The organism is Halotia branconii CENA392 (assembly GCF_029953635.1).
Classification (GTDB): Bacteria; Cyanobacteriota; Cyanobacteriia; order Cyanobacteriales; family Nostocaceae; genus Halotia; species Halotia branconii.
Genome location: NZ_CP124543.1, coordinates 267,795 through 289,675 on the forward strand (window position 1 = coordinate 267,795; position 21,881 = coordinate 289,675).

Sequence of the window (21,881 nt, forward strand, 5' to 3'; positions counted from 1 at the left end):
AATAATTACTGCTCTGCTCTTTTGTATACGATAATCACTCTATCTAAGTAAAGTTCATCCGTTACTACTGAGATGGTTCGTATAAGCTGTTCGCCTTGAACTTCAATGCTATCAGCTATTTTCGTGTCACCATCGTCGTATCTGAGCTTTTTTTTATTAACTTTATCGCTAGGTACAGCCCACGATACCAGCTCATCAAGCAATAAGAAGGCTTTTGAGTCATAGAAACTCAAATGGCCGTTAAACGGTATAACCTCAGACTGCAATACTCCTTCAAAGTCAAACCAATAAACTTTAGGAGCGCCCGTTCTTTCTTCAGAGAATTTACCATCTGATGAGATAGTTAGAGTAAGTCCTTGGGTTGCTTCTACCTGAGCAATTAAATTGTTGCTGTTACTATTCAACCAATTTTCGACACCATTTGCATCTAGTTCATCACCGATAAATTTAATTTCGCTTTTTATAGAAATGCTTCCTGTTAACAGCCATGTTCCAATTAATAATTCTATGTTCATCAGATTTTTTCAACTACTTATTATGCTGAAATCTTCAATGTAATCAACTGATACACGGTATTTATACAGTGTTTTTTCAGATCAAATCCCCATCAAACTCACATTAACTGAGTAAACTAGCAGAATTTATATCTAAAAATAATGTTGCTTGCGATTGCTGACGGAGAATAGAGGCAGGATATTTACTACTAATTGATTCTCGCAACATCTGTTTTACTGCTTGAGCTTTACGTTCTTCTGGTGCTAGACAGATAATTTTTGTAGCTGAACAAATCAAAGGCAGAGTAACAGTAAAAGCATACTGTGGAACACTATCGATGCTAGGGAAATGACCTGTATTCACTTGCTGTTGACGATTCGCTAGGTCTAGTTTCACTAATTTAACAGCATAAGGATCTTGAAAATTAGCTACTGCTGGGTCATTAAAAGCCAAGTGTCCGTTTTCGCCCACACCAAGACAGCATAAATCAATTGGTTGGGCTTGTAGTAATTTAGTGTAGCGATCGCATTCTGCTACAGGTTGTAATGCATCACCTTCTATATAATGAAATTGCTGCGGATATACTCGCTTCTCTACCCTTTCTTGCAGATAACGCCGAAAACTAGCAGGGTGATTAGCAGTAATTCCCAAGTATTCATCTAAATGAAATAAAATAATCCGCGACCAATTTATACCTCCTAACTCAATTAAAGCATCAAGAAATTTCAATTGGGAGTTTCCAGTTGCTAACAATACAGCTGCCGTATCTTGTCGCTGGAGAACCTCTTGTAAATACTTTTGTGTAATTTTTGCAACTTCCTGGGCCATTTCAACTTCAGAGTTGTAAATCTGCACCAATAAATCATCAACACGAAAAAACTTTGTAACGGCTACCATTTGCTTATGCAGAAAATTTTCAACAGTACAGCAATAACTTGAGCGCAATACTTTTCTGATGTTATAACGCTTCTCGTTTTAATCAGCTACATCTCGTTGAGGTCAGAGGCTGGGCGCTAGAGGCTCTTTCGAGCATCATAAGCTATCCTGGCGACACGACTCTCTCCCAAATCTTGCAAAAGATTTTCAAATTGTTGCCAGCTAATTTGGCATGATCTATTACTTAATTTTATTGACAAAGTTCGCAAAGTATGTTGATAATGGATCTTTGTGGAAACTTTACCTCTATAATATAAGCGCTTGGCTAACGTCATTGTCATAGGAGCCCAATGGGGCGATGAAGGAAAAGGTAAAATAACTGACTTACTCAGCCACTCAGCAGATGTAGTGGTACGTTATCAGGGGGGTGTCAATGCTGGACACACCATAGTAGTGAAAGGTCAGACCTTTAAACTGCACTTGATTCCCTCTGGTATTTTATACCCAGAAACTGAGTGCATTATCGGCTGTGGAACAGTGATTGATCCGCAGGTTTTGATAGCCGAACTCGATCAACTAGAAACATTAAATATTTCTACTGCCAAACTTTTAATATCTGAAACAGCCCATGTAACGATGCCTTACCATAGGTTGATTGATCGGGCATCGGAGGAGCGACGGGGAAGTTATAAAATCGGCACAACTGGGCGAGGAATTGGCCCAACTTATGCCGACAAATCAGAGCGTACAGGCATTAGAGTTTTAGATTTAATGAACTTTGATGCACTGCGTGAGCAATTAGAGTGGACGATTAATTATAAAAACGTCATTTTAGAAAAGCTTTATAACTTGCCACCCTTAGATCCACAAGAGGTAATAGAAGAGTATCTAGGATATGCTAAACGTCTGCAACCTTATGTAGTTGATACGTCGCTGAAAATATATGACGCGGTTCAGCGGCGGCGCAACATCTTATTTGAAGGCGCACAAGGTACGCTTTTAGACTTAGATCACGGTACTTATCCTTATGTGACCTCCTCCAACCCCGTAGCCGGGGGTGCTTGCGTTGGCGCAGGGGTAGGGCCGACGATGATAGATCGGGTCATTGGCGTGTCGAAAGCCTATACCACGCGTGTTGGAGAAGGGCCTTTTCCCACCGAACAAGATGGAGAGATTGGCGAATTGCTGTGCGATCGCGGTGCTGAATTTGGCACAACTACCGGACGCAAGCGCCGTTGTGGTTGGTTTGATGCCGTAATTGGTCGTTATGCCGTCAGAATTAACGGTATGGACTGTATGGCAATTACCAAACTAGATGTTCTAGATGAGCTAGCAGAAATTAAAGTTTGTGTCGCTTATGAAATAGACGGCGATCGCAGTGAACACTTTCCCACCAGTTCCCGTCAATTTGCCAGATGTCGCCCTATTTACAAAACCTTACCAGGGTGGCAAGTATCCACAAGTGAATGCCGCACCCTAGAAGACTTGCCCAAGCAAGCATTGGACTATCTGAAATTCTTAGCAGAATTAATGGAAGTCCCGATTGCGATCGTCTCCTTAGGAGCCAGCCGCGATCAAACTATTATCGTCGAAGACCCCATCCACGGGCCAAAACGTGCTTTGTTGCACCCTGATGGCACACCAGCCTCTTTACTGAGTGCTTAGTCATTGCTCAGTGCTAAGTTTTAAAACTTCTTGCGGGAAGTCCGTAGTTAGTTCATTAAACAATAGCCTTAGATGAAAAAGCAACTGACAACACTTCGACTACTTCGGCTACGCTCAGCACAAGTGCGCTCAGTGCATCGCTGACAACTGACAACTAACAACTAACAACTGATATGGCTATTACAGTCGAATGTCAAAAACGACCAGAAGGCAGCAAGCCCAAAGCTTTGCGCCGTTCTGGAGAAATACCCGCAAACTTATACGGTCACAAGGGTACAGAGTCAATTGCTTTGACTATTAACGCTAAAACCGTTGAGCGCTTGCTTAAAAAAGCTTCGGTCAATAATACCTTAATTGATTTAAACGTTACCGATGCACCTTGGCGAGGCAAAACCCTGTTGCGGGAACTTCAAATCCATCCAGCCAAAGGTACACCCTACCATCTCAGCTTTTTTGCTGTTGCTGGTCATGGTGACACCAACGTAGAAGTACCCCTACGTTTTGTGGGAGACGCTATTGGTGTTAAACAAGAAGGTGGTGTGTTAGATACTGTAATCAACGAATTGCAAGTGAGTTGTTCACCTGAGAATATCCCAGAAGCAATTGAAATTGATGTATCTAACTTAAAGGTGGGTGACAGTTTGCGTATCGATGAGTTGGTACTGCCCGAAGGTGTGACAGTTCTAGCTAAACCAGAGCAAGTTGTTGTCAATGTTTTACCGCCACGAGTTGTAGAAACAGAGACTGAAACAATATCGGAAGAAAGTGAAACTGTATCCGCAGACAGCGAGACAGCAGAAACAGAAAGTGAAACAGCCTCTTAAGCTACAGAAAGTATGTGATAATTTTTGATAATACCAGGAGAAAACTCCTGGTTTTTTTGTATTGAACCGCTGAGGAACAAGATGACAGAAGCGACCCTTCCAGCTTTAATTAAGCAAATGTTGCAGCCTAGATTTTATCCCCATGCGGTAACAGAACCCATTCAATTGGTACAAACTCATATTTCTTATGTACTGCTAACTGGAGATTATGCTTACAAGCTCAAAAAACCTGCAAATTTTGGTTTTTTAGACTTTTCTACCTTAGAAAAACGACAACATTTTTGTCAGGAAGAATTAAGCCTGAATCAGCGGGGTGCAGCCGAATTATATTTAGAAGTTTTACCCATAACTCAAGTAGGAGAGCAATACCATCTAGGCGGAACTGGTGAAACTGTAGAATATGTACTGAAGATGCGTCAGTTTCCTCAAGAGTCACTTTTTAGCCAACTTTTTGAACAAGGTAAGTTAAACGAGACACACTTAGAAGAGTTGGGACGAGTAGTAGCTCAGTACCATGCCAAAACCGCAACTAACGACTACATTCGGAGTTTTGGCGAAGTGCCTCAAATTCGAGCTGCATTTGATGAAAATTACGAGCAAACCGAAAAATATATTGGTGGCCCTCAAACACAGGTGCAATTTGACGAAACCAAAGCATACACTGAGCGTTTTTTTGCAGAAAGACAAGAATTATTTCAAAGCAGAATGCAAAATGACCATATTCGTGAATGTCATGGAGACTTGCACCTGCGAAATATAGCTCTGTGGCAAGATAAAATTCTGCTATTCGATTGCATTGAGTTTAACGAGCCGTTTCGTTTTGTCGATGTGATGTTCGACATTGCCTATGCTGTGATGGATCTAGAAGCACAGGAGCGAAAAGACTTAAGTAATGCCTACTTGAATACCTATGTCGAGCAGACTGGCGATTGGGAAGGATTACAAGTATTACCTATATATTTAAACCGTCAATCTTATGTTAGGGCAAAAGTAACTTCATTTTTATTAGATGACCCTGGTGTGGCAACAGCAGTTAAGGAAGAAGCCACAAAAACCGCAGCTAAATACTACAAGCTGGCTTGGGAATACACTAAACCCAAACAAGGACAACTGATTTTAATGTCGGGATTATCAGGTTCTGGCAAAAGTACAACAGCAAAATATTTAGCTCGTCAACTGGGAACAATTCACATTCGTTCCGATGCAGTGCGAAAACATTTAGGAGGAATTTCTCTATCGGAACGTGGTGGGGATGATTTATATACAGCCGAAATGACTCAGAAAACCTATGCGCGGTTGTTAGAATTGGGAATTATACTAGCTAATCAAGGTTTTTCTGTAATTTTAGATGCTAAATATGACCAACAACAGCTGCGGCAAGCAGTAATTGATCAAGCCGAAAAGTACGACCTTCCCCTAAAAATCATCTATTGCACAGCACCCACAGAAGTTATAAAAGAGCGTCTGGTTAACCGTACTGGTGATATTGCTGATGCTACCGTTGATTTATTAACATCACAAGTGCAGCAAGCTGAACCATTTACTGATGCCGAAAAACCATACGTCCAGGTTTGGGACACAACTCAATCACAACAGACACAATTAAACCAAATAATTCGCCAATAGCCGTTTTTACCTTATGGCACCTAAAAACAATGATTTTTTGAGTATTTCTCCTAGCTTTCTTTCTCAGCTGATATTTGGGGCGTTTTTAATTTTAATATTGTCGTTGACAGGTTCTCCCGTATCCCTGAGTATCTTTCTGGGCATTCTTGGCGGTTTCACCTTAGGCTGGATCACAAATGCTAGTAGAAATAGTCCTCAACCTCCATCTGTAGCCTCATCTGATGGCGTTGACGCAGCGTTGAAATACTGGTTATTTTTCTTATTGGGCTTTGTGTTTTTGGGATATCCTGCGCCCATGAGCATCTTACTAGGCGGCATAGGTGCTATGGGTGGAGGCTGGATTATTGCCTGGTGGGGAAGTAAAGAAGAAACCAGAACTCAGTTACCAGTTGAAACTGTAGAAGAAGCCAATGGTGAACAAACCAGCGATAGAATCACCAGACAACAAAAAAGAAGACCCGTTCGCCGTTATCGCCGTACTCGTGGAACCATCAATTTTAAATTTTGGGAAAGGTAGTATTTAAGGGGCTAGAGGCTAGGGACTAGGGGCTAGGAAAAGCAGGGGAGAAAGATGTAATTTTTCTTTCCCCCTTGCGCCCCGCACCCTGCCCCAATTCCTCTTCTCCATGCCCCATGCCCCATGCCCCATGCCCTATTATGTTTTTATATCTCTCTAAGTTACTGCCACTATTTATTTATCCATTGGGACTAGCTAGCTTAAGTTTGGTAGTGGCATTGATTACATTGTGGAAAAGACCACGTATTGCCGCAGGAGCGATCGCTTTATCTTTAATTTTATTGCTTGTTTGTAGTAACGCTTGGGTGTCTAAATCTCTGGCGCGATCGCTGGAGTGGCAAAATCTTCCCCTCAACCCAATCCCGAATGCTGATGCGATCGTAGTTTTGGGTGGTGCAACGAAATCGGCTTCTCCCCCCAGACCAACTGTTGATTTAAGTGAAGCGGGCGATCGCGTAATTTATGCTGCTCAACTATATCGCCAAAAAAAAGCGCCGATTATTATTCTCAGTGGTGGTCGCATCAGTTGGCGCGGCAGTGGTTCCCCAGAATCGGCAGATATGGCCACAATACTCACCTCTATTGGCATACCATCTGAGGCAATTGTCCAAGAGCCTGATTCTTTCAACACATATCAAAATGCTGTAAATGTCAAGAAAATTTTAGAAACTCGTGGCATAAACCGGATATTATTGATAACTTCAGCAATGCACATGCCGCGATCGCTAAAAATTTTTCAGCGTCAAGGTATTGATGTGATTCCTGCACCTACTGACTTTCTCGTCAGTCAAGGCGATATCAAGGAACTTGGCAGCACTCCTAAAGCCGCTATACTGAGTTTATTACCCGATAGCGACAACCTTAATCAATTTACTAGCGCCTTAAAAGAATATATTGGTAGTTTTGTCTATCGCTGGCGCGGTTGGCTTTAATGAACACGACTTAGGCACAGATTACGATGATTTTACGTTATTACGTTCCGCAGGGTGCAAAGCCTAGACGCGTTAGTGGCTTCTCGTACCCCTACGGAGAAGCAAGCTACGTGTAGCGTCTCCTTTTGGAGAAGAGTAGTAATCGCAAAGGCTTCGTTTTTCGCCACAAGTGCGTAAGTCATAATCAAGTTAGAAGTTGTTAATTATTTTTAATAAAATAATATGTCTAAAAACTTACCTTATATTATTCCATCTCCTCAACCTCAAGTTGACGAAACTTTTGCTGCTTACCATACAACCCATCAGTTTTACCACGAAGTTCAAACGCGTTCAGAGTTTCAGCGTTATTGTGAGTGGTATCATGTAACCGCAGAACAACACCGTCAAGAACTAAAAAAAATGCGCGGCGAACTGAATATTTTGCAGTGGTTTCGCCGCCCCTAAGCAATTTAGATAACTTCTAACTCATTTTCACGTAAATGAGCTTTAAATTTTTTACTAAATTGAACAAAAATCGGCAAGTTGGCGCTTACAGGTCTACCTTGCCATTCTGTGGCAAAACTTAAAATTTCGCCTTCTAGACCTTTAATGTCAAAAGCCTGACCTCGATGCTCAGGATGATGATAAACCACTACCGAATCTTTAACACGGACGCGATCGCCAACTTTCATAACAACATTTACACCTAGCTTTTGCTGTTCCACAAGTATCTCCACAGCTATTCCTCATTGAACTGCTATCTGGGAAAATAGACTGCTTGTTACAGCTACTCTTATAGGTCTAGTATTTACAGACGCTATTTTATTCCTCTGTACTCGCTACACAAACAAAGCCTGCCCATGCAGGCTTTGATAGAATTAGTTAAAGACATCAGAATTTTAGAGTAGACTTTAGTACTGACAGACTATGTGGGAAAACTTTACTTCTTATTTCCTGATAGAAATAAATTAAGAAAACCGAGTGTCGGCTTCCGTCGGGTAGCAGTTCTGCGGTAAAAAACCCACAGTACTTCTATTCCTCAATGCACTTGTCCACTCCCACAGGTGTCTCAGAGGTGCTTTATGGAGGAAAAATAAGCTATAACGGGCAAGTAAAACCCGCTTTGCTCTTGCTGTGCGCTTTAACGACAAATTTCATTCTACAACAAATAGATTTCTATTCCTATAGCTGTGCTGTAGTAGCAGCATATTGAAACAGTAAAAGAACAGGGAGAAATAGGCAGGGGAGCAGGGGAAGACAGGGAGACAAGGGGATGGGGAGACAAGGAGAGCAGCGCGGTCTTGGGGTCTCCCCCTCCGGGTGACGCTCGCAAGCTCGCTATCGCTACGCTAACGGCAGTCCAACGCCAGTCGCCTGCGGAGGGAAACCCTCCCGCAGCACTGGCTCCTCTTTGTTGGAACAACAAGACCGGGCTGCCTCACCAAGGGGAGCGACTGCGGGAGACATTTCTTTCCCCAATTCTCCAATTCTCCTTGTCCCCAATTCTTCTTTATCCCCTCTGCGCTCCGCACCCTGCCCCAATTCCTCTTCTCCATGCCCCATGCCCAATGCCCCATGCTTCAATTAGATTTGCTTTGTGGACAAATTGTTTAGATTGAACCAAAAAGGACTACTTTTGATTGCCATGCTTCAATTAGATTTGCTTTGTGGACAAATTGACTGCATTCCTTGGGGAAGTTGGCGACAGACTTGTTGAAATCCTTGTGGATTAAATTGCCGCCAAGCTAATAAACCTAGACTTGTACCCCCCACTAGCAAAGTTAATAATCCTCCAGCTAAGACTAAAGGTTTGACTCGAATTGTCTGCTTTGGCTTGGTAACTGGAGTTGGAATTGGTTCTTCTGATAAATCCAAATCCAAATCCAAATCTAGTAGTGCTTGAGAACTTTCTGCTAAAGATTCTTCTACTTCTGGTGGTTCGGCTTTGACAATTTCTACTGACTCTACAGATTGCTGCGATCGCGCCACTGGAACCAAGTATTCTTTAGAGACACGGCAAAGTGTCAGCACAACTGAAGTATTATCATGACCATTTTTCTGATTGGCTAAATTAATCCAATCACGGACAGCATCTTCAACTGACAGTCTACCAGCTAACACTGGAATTGCGTAATCTTGCCAGGATTGCTCTACCCAGTTATGGTCACTCAAGCCATCAGAACACAAAAGTAATATGCCATCTTCATCCAAGATGAAGCGTCTAATTAAAAAACGTAGAGAGTCAGCATCTTTTGTCCCCAATGCTTGAGTAAGAGCAGTCGCGTCTAGTCTTTGGAGTGCTTGATGATACAAACTCCGAGCAGAACGGACTTCTCGTGCTGCCACATCATCGTCTACTGTAAGTAACTGGCAATAGTCACGAGTTATCCAGTAAGCACGACTATCACCAATATTCGCCAAGTAAAGTTCATGAGCGTTATCTGACTGCCACCCAGAAGTCGTTGATACTCGTTGCGGTACTTGCACAGCCATGACAACAGTTGTCGCCATGCGTTCTCTACCTTGGCGTTTTTGTTCGTCGTTGCGAGAACAAATAACATTATTGACTATTCGTAAACAGGCCTCTAGTTGTTCTTGCAACAATTGTGGCTGTACAGGTTCAGATTGTTCTGCTACCTCTGCAAATAAAGCGCGGATTTGTAATTTCAGAGACTGTACTGCCAATTGACTAGCAACTTCACCGCCTTGGTGTCCGCCGATGCCATCACAAACAATAGACAAATGCGGTAATAATGGGTCATCTAAGTCCTGAAAAGCTGTAGGATAGCAAGTATCTTCATTTTGCGCTAGTTCAGGGCCTGTATCTGTTACTCCTGCCACTTTAAGAGTTAAGGGCAATTCTGCCGCCGATGCAAGTAATAAGGTATTAAGTTGAGTGGCAATTGTTTCTAACTCTACCTGAGTATTACCCATCTGCTCAACAATCTTTTCTAACTCTTTAGCTACTGATGTTTTGGCAAACTTTAGCCAAGGCTGCCAAGATTGTCCTAAATCCTGCAAACTTATTGTTTGAGTAGTTTGTGTTTGGTGAAGTTCCAGGAGTCGCACACACCAACCTTGTACACGCAGGTTCTCTGGGACTAGCAAACTATGGGCAACTCCTAGTTTTAATAGAGGTGTCCAAAGCTGGAGAATTTGCCACAGCCAATAAACTTGTCTAACTGCCGTTGCTTGTTCCCATGCATTAACAATGGTTGGGTAGATATTTCCTGTTTCATCTATAGGTACATTTTCTAGCAATAATATCTCACTATCACTCGCATCTTCTTCTAAGGAGGGAGCGAACCCATAGACTTGGGGGAGATGCAATCGTTCTGGATATAGCTTCAAATAAGGAATAACTGCTTGTGGTAACTCTTGGGGTACTTCTGGCGGCAGTCCTGGTTGAGTATCTAGCCAAACCTGGGATTTTATTACTTCATATCTGTCTGCCACTTTTGAACCTAGCGGGCTTTTGGCTGCCAAAGAGCCGCTAGCCCAAAGATAGCGATGAACTAGAGAAGCTTGGCAACTTGCACAAATACTATCTCCCACAGGATTAATAGGATTATTACAGCCTGGATTTATGCAATAAATTATTCGCTGAGTAGAAATCATGAAATTATAAATTCAAAAAATAAATAAACTCGTGAAGTTCGATTAAATTTAGCAGTCAACAACTTGAAAGCTAGAATAGACTGGATTTGTGTACCCCTGGCTACACCTTGTTACTGAAATTAATCAAAATTGTCAAACACCAAGTTTTGCTTTCTGTAAACGTTAGGCTTTAGGTGTATCTCATCTTTGAAACGCATCTAGGTAAATGTAATGTCTAGGATGGCACTATGCCAAGTTATACCTTAATCTGGCTCCTAGCAGGATCAGTTCTGTGTTTAATGGAACTGTTTTTGCCCTCAGCTTTTGTTGCCTTCATGATGGGAATCAGTGCTTTTGTGGTGGCACTGCTTTCCCTGGCGGGTTTGGCAAATTTATGGCTGCAAGTCTTGGTTTGGCTATTGCTTTCTTTAATACTGGTTGTACTTTCTAGGCGGTTTTCGCAACCAAAACGCCGCAAGTCGAAAATTCAAGATGCGACTGTAGCTGAAACATTAACAGAAATTGCTGCGGGAAAAACAGGTCGGGTACTGTACGAGGGTAATTCTTGGCAAGCACGATGTGACGATCATCAACTCAGCGTAGCACCACATCAAAGAGTGTATGTGGTCAGAAGAGAAGGCACAACTTTAATTGTGATGCCAGAATATCTGTTGCATTCTTAGGCAAGAGTCAATATTTAGTTAAAAGTTGTATGAAAATCTGATTTGATTCTTGAAGTTACTTGTCTAGGGAGGGAACACTTCGGCTACTTCGACTGCGCCCTTCTCTACGAGAGGCTGCGCCAACGGCTACGCTCAGGCTAAACTCAGCACAATTACGCTCAGTGCATCGCGGGGAACAGGCAACAGGGAACAATGAAGAAAAGATATGAAATGTACTGAGGTTTTTTTTCAAAAATACTAGTCCCATACTTGTAAATTTCCGGAGAATCAATAAATGTTAGAAAATTTCTTTTTACTAGTCTTTTTGGCGCTTGGTGGTTCTGCGGTGGCTGGCTCTGTAAGAGTTATTAGTCAAGGTAATGAAGCTTTGGTGGAAAGACTGGGTAGCTACAACAAAAAACTAGAACCAGGACTAAATTTTGTGCTTCCTTTCTTGGATAAACTTGTCTATCAAGAAACTATTCGTGAAAAAGTCTTAGATATTCCCCCACAAAAATGCATTACCCGCGACAATGTTGGTATAGAGGTGGATGCGGTGGTTTACTGGCGCATCGTGGATATGGAAAAAGCTTGGTACAAAGTAGAACATCTCCAGTCGGCAATGGTGAATTTAGTATTGACCCAAATTCGCTCAGAAATGGGACAGCTAGAATTAGATAAAACCTTTACTGCCCGTTCTCAAATTAATGAAATGTTGTTGCGAGATTTAGATATTGCTACTGACCCCTGGGGTGTAAAAGTGACGCGGGTAGAACTGCGAGATATTATCCCTTCTCAAACTGTGCGGGAATCGATGGAATTGCAAATGTCGGCAGAACGGCGGAGACGAGCAGCAATTTTAACTTCTGAAGGTGAGAGAGAATCTGCTGTCAATAGTGCTAGAGGTAAAGCTGAGGCGCAAATTCTGGATGCTGAGGCTCGTCAAAAAGCGACTATTCTCCAAGCCGAAGCGCAACAAAAGACGATTGTGCTGCAAGCACAAGCAGAACGCCAACAGCAAGTTCTTAAGGCGCAAGCAACCGCAGAAGCAATGCAAATTATTACTAATACCTTAAAAAATGAGCCTGAGGCACAGGAAGTATTACAGTTTTTACTTGCCCAAAATTATCTAGAAATGGGCGTGAAGATTGGCAGCAGCGACAGCAGTAAAGTCATGTTTATGGACCCACGCAGTATTCCTGCCACTCTAGAGGGAATGCGTTCTATTGTTTCTGACGCTACTGGAGTAAATTCTAACCCCTTATTTGGTAATGAAATGCCAACAAATAATAACCGCCCCAATTAAGAAGTTGGGAGATAGTCTCTGACATGTTTTAGGTAATCTCTCTATGAAAATTTTGAGGGAAGTACAGGACTTACGCAAAGTTATAAAAAAACGTAGACCGAAGGGCTTGCCGCAGGCTACCGCCCTACGGGTGACGCTCGCAAGCTCGTTACCGCTACGCTCTAAGTGAAGCTATGCCGCAGGCTTTACAGCAGTTCCTCATGGGGTTTCCCTCATGAGGAACTGCTTCACTAAAGACACATAGACGTATCAGCGGCTACTCTGCGAGTTCTCCGAAGGAGTACCCAAAGGTTAATTAAGAGGGTTTTAGAGAGTTCTTGCGTAAATCCTAAAGTAATTAATTTTAAATTCCCTCACAAATAATTTTAAGCATCTGCCGTAACCAAGATTTGCTTGATCTTTATCTGTAACTTTGCTCCAAAGCATGGAAATCATCCACGGTTCAGTTTGCAGAGGAAGTTCAAAAATTTCTAATGTGCCTTGACATGCAAATAGTTTTGCTAGCCTTGATGGGATGGCGGTAATTAAATCACTGTATGAAATAACTGCTGGTAGGATTAGCAAGTGGGGAGTTATTAGCACGATACCGGATGGAAGAGCGCAAGGATTATTTTTTGCAGAGATGCGAAAGTTTGGTAGCCTGATTCAATTACAGTGGTAGATTAATATGGAAAATTTCGCAGGTTTACCGCCGATTTACGTAGATACAACCATCGAATTAGCACCTGCTAAAATTATTACCTCATTCCCAATCAATACTTTCTTGGAAAATCTGGCGATCGCTCCAGATGGTACAATTTTTGTCACAAATCACGAAGTCGGTCAAATTGTTCGCGTTACTCCAGATGGTAATCAGCAGATTCATGCCACTGTTGAGGGCAAAGTTAATGGTCTGGCTTTCACTAGCAATGGAGGTTTATTAGCAACAGGATGGAATGCGGATTCTATACCTGTAGTTTCTTTAATCACTGTAGATGGCAGCGTGGAAACCTTGCTCACATTGCCAGATGCAATATTTTTAAATGGGATTACTCCGCTTTCTGGCACTCAATATTTAATAGCAGATTCCTATCGGGGAGCTATTTGGTTAATTGATATTGCCCAACGCCGTGGTTCAATTTGGTTAGAACATCCTTTACTCGCTCGTAGCAATCCAGAAAACGTTGTTCCGGCTGCAAATGGTTTGAAGCGTTTTGGTGATATTCTTTACGTTTCAAATACAGAAAAAATGTTGCTGTTGAAAATTCCAATTACTACAGCAGGTGAACCTGGTGAACCAGAAATCTTTGTGGAAAAGACCAATATTGATGACTTTGCCTTTGATGTAGAAGGCAACCTTTATGGAGCAACACATATTTACAACAGTGTCATTAAAATTACCCCCGACGCAAAAACCACAATCATTGCTCAATCAGAACAAGGTGTAATTGGCAGTACAGCAGTAGCTTTTGGTCAAACCCAGAGCGATCGCACCGCAATTTATGTTGTGATGAATGGGGGAATGTTTTTACCTCCTGCTACAGGTGTGGTTGCTGCTAACGTTGTTCGGTTGGAAGTAGGGAAAGCTGGGTATGTCTTTTAGTAATTTTCTAAGAATTGTATGACAGACTGACAATGCTTTTGAAGATTCATTATTTAGATGAAGCAAATGCACGAGAGATCGCTAAGTGGAATTATGACCCACCTTATGATTTCTACAATTTAAACCCCAAAGAAATTGAACAAAACATACAGTACTTTCTCGATTTTCAAAACAACTTCTACGGTATTTTTGCAGAGCCAAGAAAGTTTATTGGCTATTGTAGTTTTGGTAAGGATGGTCAAGTGCCTGGAGGTAATTACAGCACACCAGGGCTAGATATTGGTATGGGTATTTGTCCAAATTTAACAGGGCATGGTCGGGGGCGCTGCTATGCTGCAACGGTTCTCAATTTTGCTCAACAGATGTTTGCACCTGTTATTGTGCGGGTGACTATTGCGGCGTTTAATCAGCGCGCCCTTCAAGTATGGTATGGAGTGGGGTTTCATTGTGTTGATACCTTTGAGCATCAGTACTTGGGTGTGCCTTTTGTCATCTTGGTACGAGAAACCGATCATGTATCAAAAGCTGAATGGTGACATAACTATGGAGATGGAACAGGGCGAACAATTTGTAACCGTGGTTATTTCACAGGTTGTCAAACCAGGGTCTGAAATTGCTTACGAGGCTTGGCTGAAAGAGATTACCAGTGTTTCTAGAACCTATCCCGGTCATTTGGGTACAAACGTGATTCGTCCCCAAAACGGTGTGCGGTCTGAATATGTGATTATTTTCCGGTTTGATGGTTATGAAAATTTGCAGACGTGGATGACATCGCGCGATCGCGAATATTGGCTAAATCAAGCTCAAAGTTTGGTCGAATCTGACCCTAATGTTCAACAAATTAGTGGATTAGAAGCTTGGTTTTCTCTTCCCGGTCAACCACTGAAGACTCCACCGCGTTATAAAACAGCATTACTAACTTGGGCAGCTGTATATGTATTAATTAATATATTGAATACATTGATAACGCCTTTAATTCGAGGTTTACCACCTTTGATTGCTTCGCTGATTATTACTGTTATTATGGTAATTTTGTTGACTTACGTGATTATGCCTAGAGTTAGTCGTTTGTTTAGCAAGTGGCTATATCCTAAGTCGCGAAGAATTTAGCTAACTCTTCGCAACCTTGTGTTAGCACCTGAATTTCCCAGAAGTCCTAAATTTATTATTTACCAACCTTAGTAGATAAAAGTTGGTATAAAAGAATAAATTATCGAATCATTAAGTTTATGGAGCTAGTTAACAAGGTCGAGGAGTATACTTAAAACTATGCCAATAAGCTATTGCTGGTATTTAGAGAAATGTCAACAGCAAAAAGGAATAGACTTGGTGGCATTTTTGTTAATAATATTGCCCAATTATTCAGCAACTAAATAGTGTTTGCTGATATTTGTGTTGTTTTGTAACAGTTTTACAATACTTTCTTCTGCTTGCTATGTCGTTATGCCATCATGGGAGACGAGAGTTAATTCGGCGACAGCGTTTGTTTTTAGTATTGACAGGCTTTATTCCTTGTGGTATTTACAGACTTCTCTCCGAAATCTAAATCTCTACACTCTAACGGTTTTGGAGACTATCTATGTCAGTTTATGTAGGCAACCTTTCCTACGAAGTTACACAAGATGCTCTGAGTGCAGTTTTTGCAGAATATGGTTCTGTAAAACGTGTTCAGATCCCTACTGATCGTGAAACAGGCCGTGTACGCGGCTTTGCTTTTGTAGAAATGAGTACAGATGCAGAAGAAACAGCTGCTATTGAAGCTCTTGATGGTGCCGAGTGGATGGGCCGCGACTTAAAAGTCAATAAGGCTAAACCCAGAGAAGACAGAGGTGGTTCTTTTGGTGGTGGTGGCAACCGGGGTGGCTACGGCTCCCGTAACCGCTATTAAGCGACATAGATTCAACCCTTTTTAAGGTATAAAAAGGTTTGTGCTGTTTCTCAACTTTTGAGCAGCAGTAATTTAATAAAATTTATCAAAGACTCAAGTATTACTACTTGAGTCTTTGCTTATTTAGCGATTATTTTACTGACTGATAGTAACGCCGATAGGTTATACCGTTTCACTTTAAAGTTGATACATTTGGGCAAGCAGGGGAAGCAGAGGAGGCAGAGGGAGCAGGGGAAGCAGGGGAAGCAGCACTTCGGCTACGCGGTAGTTGAGCGCACTTGTACTGAGTTTAGCCTGAGCGTAGCCGTTGGCGCAGCCTCTCGTAGAGAAGGGCGAAGTCGAAGTAGTCGAAACTCAGTGACCGGAGGCAGGGGGAGTAAGAAAAGTAATTTGTATCAGTAATTTCGTGAAATGGTATCAGCTTCTAATTCAAAGATTCAAGCAATGCTACAACCCTATCCTTCACTTCATCCCGTACTCGTCGAAACACATCAATCGATTGACCTTCTGGATCATCAAGTTGCCAATCTTCAAAAACGTCCTGTAATACCCATTCCTTCGGCAAGTTAACTCCACACCCGCAAAGGGAAACGACCACACTATAATCTTCGGGCTTAAAATCGCTCAACGGTTTTGAGGCTTGCTTGCTAACATCAATGCCCACCTCTGACATCACCTGAATCACAACAGGATCGACCTGACTCGCTTCCAAGCCCGAACTTGTGACGGCTACTTTGTCTTTTCCCAAAGCCTTAGCGAATCCCTCTGCCATTTGAGAACGCCGAGAGTTTTTCTTGCAAACAAACATGATCTGTTTCATATCTCCTCCTCATGCTTCAACTCTGAAAATCCGTTCGATAGATACCGATAAACCCACACTGCCAGTTGTGCGCCTAAAATTGGTGCAATCCAATATAACCAGTGATGCTGCCATGTCCAACTGATGAGCGCAGGAGCAAACGAGCGTGCTGGGTTCATACTGGCTCCGGTGATTGAACCCATGCAGGCAGCTTCTAATCCAACGGTTAAACCAATCGCAATTCCAGCAAACCCGATTGGAGCGCGACGATCTAATCCAGATCCCAAGATCACGAGCATCAGAATAAAGGTGAGAATAATTTCTAAGGTAAAAGACTGTTGCCAATTACCATTCTGCGGCAGCGTTGCCCCTAAATTTGCCACAGAGCCAAAAGACAGAAACAGCACCCCCGAAGCAACAACTGCGCCCAGTACTTGAGCAAAAATGTAAGGCAACACTCGATTTCTCTGGAAAAAACCGCTGCTCCAAAATGCCAACGTTACAGCAGGGTTAAAATGTGCGCCACTAATATGACCCAATGCGTAAATTAATGCCGTGACCACGGCTCCAAAAACAAAGCTAACGCCGAGATGAGTGACAACTCCGTGACTGAGATAATTGACAATGACAGCCCCCGTCCCTGCGAAGACTAATGTAAAAGTGCCGATGGATTCTGCAACTAACTCTCTTGAGCAAGTCGCGAACAGTTGGCGGTTTTTTCCCTTCATATTGATGCCTTAAGCTAAGAGCAGCAAGCTTGAGAGTTCGTTCGACTCACGCCAAAATTCGCAGAATCCTTCAATACAGTATAGATTTCCCAATCAGCACCATCTGGATCTTGAACCCAAACTTTGTCTTGCAGAGCGTAGCAGCATGTCACCTGATTCTCTGGATCAACGGGTAGCCCACTTTGCTTGAGGCGATCGCTTGTCTGTGCAACTTGCTCTGACGACTCCACTTCAACCCCTAAATGATTAAGCTGACCCGCAGCCGCAGTATTTTCAATCAATACCAGCTTTAAGGGCGGCTCCTGGATAGCGAAATTGGCATAACCTGGGCGACGCTTGGCTGGAACAGAACCAAACAATTTGCTATAGAAATCAACGGCTGCATCAATATCACTCACATTCAAAGCTAATTGAACACGAGACATAATTCAGTTTCTCCTTATATTGATGTTCATCAATATTTATGGTTGCTGATATTATGGCAATAGATATCGATGTATGTCAATATAAGGAATATGAAATTCTCTAAACCTCTTACTCCTTGTTGTTCTCCTTTACTGGCTGGAAAACTCACTCCTGAAGAAGCTGTACAATTGGCGGCACTGTTTCGGGTTCTGAACGAGCCAGCACGATTACAAATGTTGAGCTTGATTGCTGCTCAATCCAATCAAGAAGTGTGTGCATGTGAGTTAGTCGAATCGCTGGGGTTGTCGCAACCTACGATCAGTCATCATCTTAAAGTCATGTATGAGGCGGGGCTGCTAGAAAAGGAACGACGCGGAACTTGGATTTACTATCGGATTGTGCAAGCTCGACTTGCAGCTTTGAAAGATGTGTTCTCTTGAACAGTAAAACTGCTGTTTTGACTTATCTACAGCTTATACCCTGAGAGCTTTTTTTACTCAACTGTTAACTTTTCAAACATCCTCTAAACTCTAGCTGTAACCAATCGCAACTAAAAGCTGAACTATTAGCTTTGAAAACTACATTATTTTGAGATCTGGGTGTGGCGATCGCAGCAACAGTCAACCAGTCAGGACTTACACAAAAATTAGGCTTTAAATAATTTTGGACACTACTTTAGACTCAACAGCTTGAGTGTCTGCTGTCACTGAATAAAACAGATTTTCATAGTGATTTAAAGCATGGTCAAAAGCGTATTGCTCAACAGCATATTGACGACTGTTATAACTTAAAGTTTTGACTTTTTCCGGGTGTTTATATAGTTCTAAAATTGCCGTTGCTAAAGCTTGGTCGTCTTCTGGAGGAACAATAACTCCGCCGCCACTTTGTCTCACAGCCCTTGCTGCTGTACCATTATCGGGTACAGACGCGACCAACGCCCGACCACTGGCAAGTAGCACTTGGATTTTTGATGGCATATTGAAAGATATAACGTTTTTCTTCTGCACTACCAAACCAACATCTGCTGCTGCTAACATTTGTGGCAAATGTTCGCGGGGTTGAAACGGCAGTAATAAAACGTTATCGGCTCCGCAATCTAAACAATATTGTTGCAATCGTTGTAAACCTTTCGCTTCTCCAACAATCACAAAGGCAATCTCTGGAATATGACGTAATAAAGCAGCAGCTTGAACAACGGTTTCTAAACCTTGGGTAAGCGCAATATTCCCAGAATACTGCACTATAAATTTGCCATTTAAATTATGTGCTGTACGGAAAGGATTATTTTCTTTGGGTAAAGGGCGAATGAAGTTGACATCAACCCAATTAGGAATTTGCTCGATTTTGTCTGACGCTACACCTTTAGATAGCAAGTTTTCGACAAAACCATCGGCAATAACGCTGATTTTAGAGGCACTGCGGTAAGCGAATTTTTCCAATCTTGCAAACAGCTTGATCAGCAATTTATTTTTCAGTAGTCCAACATGAACAGCTGCTTCTGGTAATATATCTTGAAGATTTAAGACTACAGGACAGGCACGCAACCATCCTAAAAGGGCAGCAGGTACGCAAACAGGTAGTGATGGCGACGTTGAGAGAATCACATCTGGTCGCCAACCCATGATGGCGGGTATAAAACTAGTCACAACAAAACTAGCATCTAGTAATATTCGATCTAACAAATTAGGTTGTGGGCGAATCCAAACATAACTGCGTTGAATTTGCACACCATTTTTATATTCGTTGAGATATAGTTTGCCCCGATAGCCTTCGTAAATTTGGCGTTCAGGATAGTTAGGCATAGCTGTAACGACACGCACTTCATGCCCACGCTTAGCCAGTCCCTCTGCTAATTCTGTCATCAGTGGGGCAATACCAATTGGTTCTGGATAGTAGTTGTAAGAGTAAATTAAAATCCGCATAACAAATTAGTCAGAGGTTTTCTGGCTTAATGAATAGTAAAGTTTATTACTTCAAAAAATTATTGTTCAGTATTTTGAAGTACTTAATATCTAATTCTCCCCTGAGAATCTTTCTGTGTCAGTGGTTTGTCGTTGAAGATTCAGTGAATTTTGTTAATGATTACTTAAGTAAAATTTGATATAAATTTTACTTACCAGCTATAAAATGTAATGTGCCAATTAAAAGTTAGGGTTAAGTAAAAATTCTGCAATGAATATTTGAAGTTTCAGCAAGTTGTCTCTTCTGAATCAGAAAATCACAGAAGCGATCGCCTAACTACTTTAATCAGAGGTTCATTTCAATGAAAACAAAAGTCGATACTTTTACTAGCACAAATACTAGAAAATCTCAAAAATGGAGACACTATTTTAAGCAGAATAAAAAGACTTTAAGCTTTCTCTGTAAAACAATCATCATGTTAAGTATTGGCATTTTTTTGGCCATAACTATGGTGAAAACTCCAGCAATGAATGCCACTTTAGTCAGAAAGAATGTTATTGACTTAACTCCACAGGAAAAAGCAGAATTTGTTAATGCTATTAAAACATTAAAAAATACAATCCCTCCAGGCAGTAATATCAGTCTCTATGACCAAATTGTTTCAGTACATGTGGGGGCTATGGGATTTTCGTCGATGCATACTGGAGGCATGAATAACAATCAGCATAATATGATGTCACTCCCTTCTGGACCTGCTGCGGGAACTGATGCTGCTCATGGAAATGCGGCATTTTTGCCTTGGCATCGTGAATATGTCAGACGATTTGAAAAAGCTTTGCAATCAGTTAATCCTCACATAACTATTCCATATTGGGATTGGACAGATCCTAGAGCTATTGATGTGATCTTTAAACCCGACTTTTTGGGAGCAAATGGTACAGGAAGAACAATTACTGTTCCAGGAGCAGGTAATTTTTATGGGGGTTCTGTTCAAGTCGGTAATTTTTCTCAAGCTGATGGCTGGATTTTGAACGAGAATTTACATATTGATCAATTGACCAATGAAACTCTAGGAACGTCGCTCATCCGCTTTCTCCAAGTCCCTCCTGCCAATAATTACCCTCTACCTCAAGCAGAAATAAATAATTTACTCAACATTAATGATTATCTTCAGTTTCGCCCTGCTATGGAAGGAGATATTACTGTAGATCAAAATGGTAACGAAATTCCAGGAGTATTTATTCATAATTACATTCATGGCTTAGTCGGTGGAGTTCTTGTAGATTTGACCCAGTTCCCACCTCTTTTGCTACAAAGATTAGGCACAATGAGCAACGTTCCTGGTTCTCCCAATGATCCTGTTTTTTGGCTGCATCATGCTAATGTGGATCGCCTTTGGGCCCAATGGCAAGAGAAAAATCACTCTAGAAGAGCTTTTTACCCAAGAACAAATCAGCCTTACGGACACAATCTCAATGACCGTATGTGGCCTTGGGATGGAGGTCAGTCTACTCCAGGAGCAATAGGGCCAGGAAATATACTGTCTCTATTACCAACTTTTGCACCCAATGACATTGTTACGCCCAAAGACACTCTTAATCTTAGAAGGTATGGTTATACCTACGACACTCTTAGACATCACCGAAAACGCTCGGTATGGTGGTCTCAATGATTTAACTGAATTGATCAAGATTAAATTCTGCGATCGCATTTTCTAAAGTTTGCTGAAGTTGCTCCTCACACACTTTATCTTTTTGCTCTCCAGTTTTAATTAAAATATGCCGTGAAAATTAAATTGGTAAGAGATATTTTTATCTCAAAAATGATCAAAATTTGAAGTTTTTTAAAGAATTTCTGCAAAATATAACATAAGGACTTAAGTCCCTATGCTCGTTGTTATACTCCATGCGGACACCTTTAGTTTTTATGTTTATTCTTAAATTTATTAATCAGAGACTTTTCAAAACAGCAATAATAAATTCTTTTTTAGTTTATGAAAAGATTAAGGTTAAAAGTCATAGATGAATTAAAATCTTTACACTTTTATCTTTCTCCCTTAACCAAGAGGTACTGATTGCTTATACATAATGATAAGCAG

General features: G+C 41.6%; 22 protein-coding genes and 1 pseudogene. 14 read left to right on the top strand and 9 right to left on the bottom strand.

Annotated features, from left to right (window positions below; all coding sequences use genetic code 11):
* Window positions 1-5 precede the first annotated feature (5 nt).
* The gene (locus QI031_RS01220; RefSeq protein ID WP_281483422.1) at window positions 6-515 is read right to left on the bottom strand and encodes a hypothetical protein; all 510 of its coding nucleotides are present in this window, start codon (window positions 513-515) and stop codon (window positions 6-8) included.
* A gap of 103 nt (window positions 516-618) precedes the next feature.
* A complete protein-coding gene (locus QI031_RS01225; RefSeq protein ID WP_281483423.1) occupies window positions 619-1,392 on the bottom strand; it encodes a glucosamine-6-phosphate deaminase in 774 nt (257 codons plus the stop codon).
* A 300-nt stretch (window positions 1,393-1,692) separates the two neighbouring features.
* Between QI031_RS01225 and QI031_RS01230 the strand changes: the two genes are divergently transcribed.
* The 6 genes from QI031_RS01230 to QI031_RS01255 all read left to right on the top strand — a co-directional run bounded on the left by QI031_RS01230 (window position 1,693) and on the right by QI031_RS01255 (window position 7,379).
* Window positions 1,693-3,036 carry an adenylosuccinate synthase gene (locus QI031_RS01230; protein ID WP_281483424.1) on the top strand — a complete coding sequence of 448 codons (1,344 nt, stop codon included), beginning with the start codon at window positions 1,693-1,695 and terminating at the stop codon, window positions 3,034-3,036.
* A 173-nt stretch (window positions 3,037-3,209) separates the two neighbouring features.
* Window positions 3,210-3,860, top strand: coding sequence for a 50S ribosomal protein L25/general stress protein Ctc (locus tag QI031_RS01235; RefSeq protein WP_281483425.1), 651 nt, complete (start codon window positions 3,210-3,212; stop codon window positions 3,858-3,860).
* Window positions 3,861-3,941: 81 nt separating this feature from the next.
* A complete protein-coding gene (locus tag QI031_RS01240; protein WP_281483426.1) occupies window positions 3,942-5,486 on the top strand; it encodes a bifunctional aminoglycoside phosphotransferase/ATP-binding protein in 1,545 nt (514 codons plus the stop codon).
* Between the two features lie 13 nt (window positions 5,487-5,499).
* Entirely contained in the window at window positions 5,500-6,003 is a 504-nt protein-coding gene (locus QI031_RS01245; RefSeq protein WP_281483427.1) for a hypothetical protein, read from the top strand.
* 140 nt (window positions 6,004-6,143) lie between these two features.
* A complete protein-coding gene (locus QI031_RS01250; RefSeq protein ID WP_281483428.1) occupies window positions 6,144-6,935 on the top strand; it encodes a YdcF family protein in 792 nt (263 codons plus the stop codon).
* 222 nt (window positions 6,936-7,157) lie between these two features.
* Window positions 7,158-7,379, top strand: a complete 222-nt coding sequence (locus QI031_RS01255) for a hypothetical protein (protein WP_281483429.1) — start codon at window positions 7,158-7,160, stop codon at window positions 7,377-7,379.
* A 5-nt stretch (window positions 7,380-7,384) separates the two neighbouring features.
* On the opposite strand, the gene QI031_RS01260 is transcribed toward QI031_RS01255, so the two are convergent.
* Both QI031_RS01260 and QI031_RS01265 read right to left on the bottom strand, forming a co-directional pair.
* A complete protein-coding gene (locus QI031_RS01260; protein WP_281486177.1) occupies window positions 7,385-7,657 on the bottom strand; it encodes a ferredoxin-thioredoxin reductase variable chain in 273 nt (90 codons plus the stop codon).
* Between the two features lie 907 nt (window positions 7,658-8,564).
* On the bottom strand, window positions 8,565-10,532 hold the full coding sequence (locus QI031_RS01265) for a PP2C family protein-serine/threonine phosphatase (RefSeq protein ID WP_281483430.1): 1,968 nt from the start codon (window positions 10,530-10,532) through the stop codon (window positions 8,565-8,567).
* Window positions 10,533-10,759: 227 nt separating this feature from the next.
* On the opposite strand from QI031_RS01265, the gene QI031_RS01270 reads away from it, so the two are divergent.
* On the top strand, window positions 10,760-11,194 hold the full coding sequence (locus tag QI031_RS01270; RefSeq protein WP_281483431.1) for an NfeD family protein: 435 nt from the start codon (window positions 10,760-10,762) through the stop codon (window positions 11,192-11,194).
* A gap of 274 nt (window positions 11,195-11,468) precedes the next feature.
* Complete coding sequence (locus QI031_RS01275) at window positions 11,469-12,479, top strand: SPFH domain-containing protein (protein ID WP_281483432.1); 1,011 nt, start codon at window positions 11,469-11,471, stop codon at window positions 12,477-12,479.
* Between the two features lie 343 nt (window positions 12,480-12,822).
* Here the strand turns inward: QI031_RS01275 and QI031_RS01280 are convergent.
* Window positions 12,823-13,064, bottom strand: a pseudogene (locus tag QI031_RS01280) (type 2 periplasmic-binding domain-containing protein); the annotation flags it as partial.
* Window positions 13,065-13,146: 82 nt separating this feature from the next.
* Between QI031_RS01280 and QI031_RS01285 the strand changes: the two are divergent.
* From QI031_RS01285 to QI031_RS01300, 4 genes are all read left to right on the top strand, one after another.
* Window positions 13,147-14,061 carry an SMP-30/gluconolactonase/LRE family protein gene (locus QI031_RS01285; protein WP_281483433.1) on the top strand — a complete coding sequence of 305 codons (915 nt, stop codon included), beginning with the start codon at window positions 13,147-13,149 and terminating at the stop codon, window positions 14,059-14,061.
* Between the two features lie 32 nt (window positions 14,062-14,093).
* Window positions 14,094-14,597, top strand: a complete 504-nt coding sequence (locus tag QI031_RS01290) for an N-acetyltransferase (protein WP_281483434.1) — start codon at window positions 14,094-14,096, stop codon at window positions 14,595-14,597.
* A 13-nt stretch (window positions 14,598-14,610) separates the two neighbouring features.
* A complete protein-coding gene (locus QI031_RS01295; protein ID WP_281486178.1) occupies window positions 14,611-15,171 on the top strand; it encodes a putative antibiotic biosynthesis monooxygenase in 561 nt (186 codons plus the stop codon).
* Window positions 15,172-15,640: 469 nt separating this feature from the next.
* Window positions 15,641-15,949, top strand: coding sequence for an RNA-binding regulator (locus QI031_RS01300; RefSeq protein WP_281483435.1), 309 nt, complete (start codon window positions 15,641-15,643; stop codon window positions 15,947-15,949).
* Window positions 15,950-16,373: 424 nt separating this feature from the next.
* Here the strand turns inward: QI031_RS01300 and arsC are convergent, their stop codons facing one another.
* From arsC to QI031_RS01315, 3 genes are read right to left on the bottom strand one after another with little or no spacing between them, the layout of a single operon-like run.
* Complete coding sequence (gene arsC / locus QI031_RS01305; RefSeq protein WP_484832219.1) at window positions 16,374-16,769, bottom strand: arsenate reductase, glutathione/glutaredoxin type; 396 nt, start codon at window positions 16,767-16,769, stop codon at window positions 16,374-16,376.
* Complete coding sequence (locus QI031_RS01310) at window positions 16,766-17,476, bottom strand: MIP/aquaporin family protein (RefSeq protein ID WP_281483437.1); 711 nt, start codon at window positions 17,474-17,476, stop codon at window positions 16,766-16,768. Before QI031_RS01310 ends, arsC begins: the two co-directional genes overlap by 4 nt.
* 14 nt (window positions 17,477-17,490) lie before the next feature.
* Window positions 17,491-17,901: an ArsI/CadI family heavy metal resistance metalloenzyme gene (locus QI031_RS01315; protein WP_281483438.1), complete on the bottom strand. Its 411-nt coding sequence runs from the start codon at window positions 17,899-17,901 to the stop codon at window positions 17,491-17,493.
* Between the two features lie 90 nt (window positions 17,902-17,991).
* On the opposite strand from QI031_RS01315, the gene QI031_RS01320 reads away from it, so the two are divergent.
* A complete protein-coding gene (locus QI031_RS01320; RefSeq protein WP_281483439.1) occupies window positions 17,992-18,321 on the top strand; it encodes an ArsR/SmtB family transcription factor in 330 nt (109 codons plus the stop codon).
* 213 nt (window positions 18,322-18,534) lie between these two features.
* On the opposite strand, the gene QI031_RS01325 is transcribed toward QI031_RS01320, so the two are convergent.
* On the bottom strand, window positions 18,535-19,803 hold the full coding sequence (locus QI031_RS01325) for a glycosyltransferase family 4 protein (RefSeq protein ID WP_281483440.1): 1,269 nt from the start codon (window positions 19,801-19,803) through the stop codon (window positions 18,535-18,537).
* A gap of 488 nt (window positions 19,804-20,291) precedes the next feature.
* On the opposite strand from QI031_RS01325, the gene QI031_RS01330 reads away from it, so the two are divergent.
* The gene (locus QI031_RS01330; RefSeq protein ID WP_281483441.1) at window positions 20,292-21,455 is read left to right on the top strand and encodes a tyrosinase family protein; all 1,164 of its coding nucleotides are present in this window, start codon (window positions 20,292-20,294) and stop codon (window positions 21,453-21,455) included.
* Window positions 21,456-21,881 lie beyond the last annotated feature (426 nt).

What these genes read in the sequence shown, in the direction of transcription:
- QI031_RS01250 (WP_281483428.1), top strand. Translation starts at nt 6,144, where the DNA reads ATGTTTTTATATCTCTCTAAGTTACTGCCACTATTTATTTATCCATTG.
- QI031_RS01245 (WP_281483427.1), top strand. Translation starts at nt 5,500, where the DNA reads ATGGCACCTAAAAACAATGATTTTTTGAGTATTTCTCCTAGCTTTCTT.
- QI031_RS01290 (WP_281483434.1), top strand. Translation starts at nt 14,094, where the DNA reads ATGCTTTTGAAGATTCATTATTTAGATGAAGCAAATGCACGAGAGATC.
- QI031_RS01310 (WP_281483437.1), bottom strand. Translation starts at nt 17,476, where the DNA reads ATGAAGGGAAAAAACCGCCAACTGTTCGCGACTTGCTCAAGAGAGTTA.
- QI031_RS01300 (WP_281483435.1), top strand. Translation starts at nt 15,641, where the DNA reads ATGTCAGTTTATGTAGGCAACCTTTCCTACGAAGTTACACAAGATGCT.
- QI031_RS01275 (WP_281483432.1), top strand. Translation starts at nt 11,469, where the DNA reads ATGTTAGAAAATTTCTTTTTACTAGTCTTTTTGGCGCTTGGTGGTTCT.
- QI031_RS01330 (WP_281483441.1), top strand. Translation starts at nt 20,292, where the DNA reads ATGGTGAAAACTCCAGCAATGAATGCCACTTTAGTCAGAAAGAATGTT.
- QI031_RS01320 (WP_281483439.1), top strand. Translation starts at nt 17,992, where the DNA reads ATGAAATTCTCTAAACCTCTTACTCCTTGTTGTTCTCCTTTACTGGCT.
- QI031_RS01220 (WP_281483422.1), bottom strand. Translation starts at nt 515, where the DNA reads ATGAACATAGAATTATTAATTGGAACATGGCTGTTAACAGGAAGCATT.
- QI031_RS01315 (WP_281483438.1), bottom strand. Translation starts at nt 17,901, where the DNA reads ATGTCTCGTGTTCAATTAGCTTTGAATGTGAGTGATATTGATGCAGCC.
- QI031_RS01325 (WP_281483440.1), bottom strand. Translation starts at nt 19,803, where the DNA reads ATGCGGATTTTAATTTACTCTTACAACTACTATCCAGAACCAATTGGT.
- arsC (WP_484832219.1), bottom strand. Translation starts at nt 16,769, where the DNA reads ATGAAACAGATCATGTTTGTTTGCAAGAAAAACTCTCGGCGTTCTCAA.
- QI031_RS01235 (WP_281483425.1), top strand. Translation starts at nt 3,210, where the DNA reads ATGGCTATTACAGTCGAATGTCAAAAACGACCAGAAGGCAGCAAGCCC.
- QI031_RS01285 (WP_281483433.1), top strand. Translation starts at nt 13,147, where the DNA reads ATGGAAAATTTCGCAGGTTTACCGCCGATTTACGTAGATACAACCATC.
- QI031_RS01225 (WP_281483423.1), bottom strand. Translation starts at nt 1,392, where the DNA reads ATGGTAGCCGTTACAAAGTTTTTTCGTGTTGATGATTTATTGGTGCAG.
- QI031_RS01295 (WP_281486178.1), top strand. Translation starts at nt 14,611, where the DNA reads ATGGAACAGGGCGAACAATTTGTAACCGTGGTTATTTCACAGGTTGTC.
- QI031_RS01255 (WP_281483429.1), top strand. Translation starts at nt 7,158, where the DNA reads ATGTCTAAAAACTTACCTTATATTATTCCATCTCCTCAACCTCAAGTT.
- QI031_RS01265 (WP_281483430.1), bottom strand. Translation starts at nt 10,532, where the DNA reads ATGATTTCTACTCAGCGAATAATTTATTGCATAAATCCAGGCTGTAAT.
- QI031_RS01240 (WP_281483426.1), top strand. Translation starts at nt 3,942, where the DNA reads ATGACAGAAGCGACCCTTCCAGCTTTAATTAAGCAAATGTTGCAGCCT.
- QI031_RS01270 (WP_281483431.1), top strand. Translation starts at nt 10,760, where the DNA reads ATGCCAAGTTATACCTTAATCTGGCTCCTAGCAGGATCAGTTCTGTGT.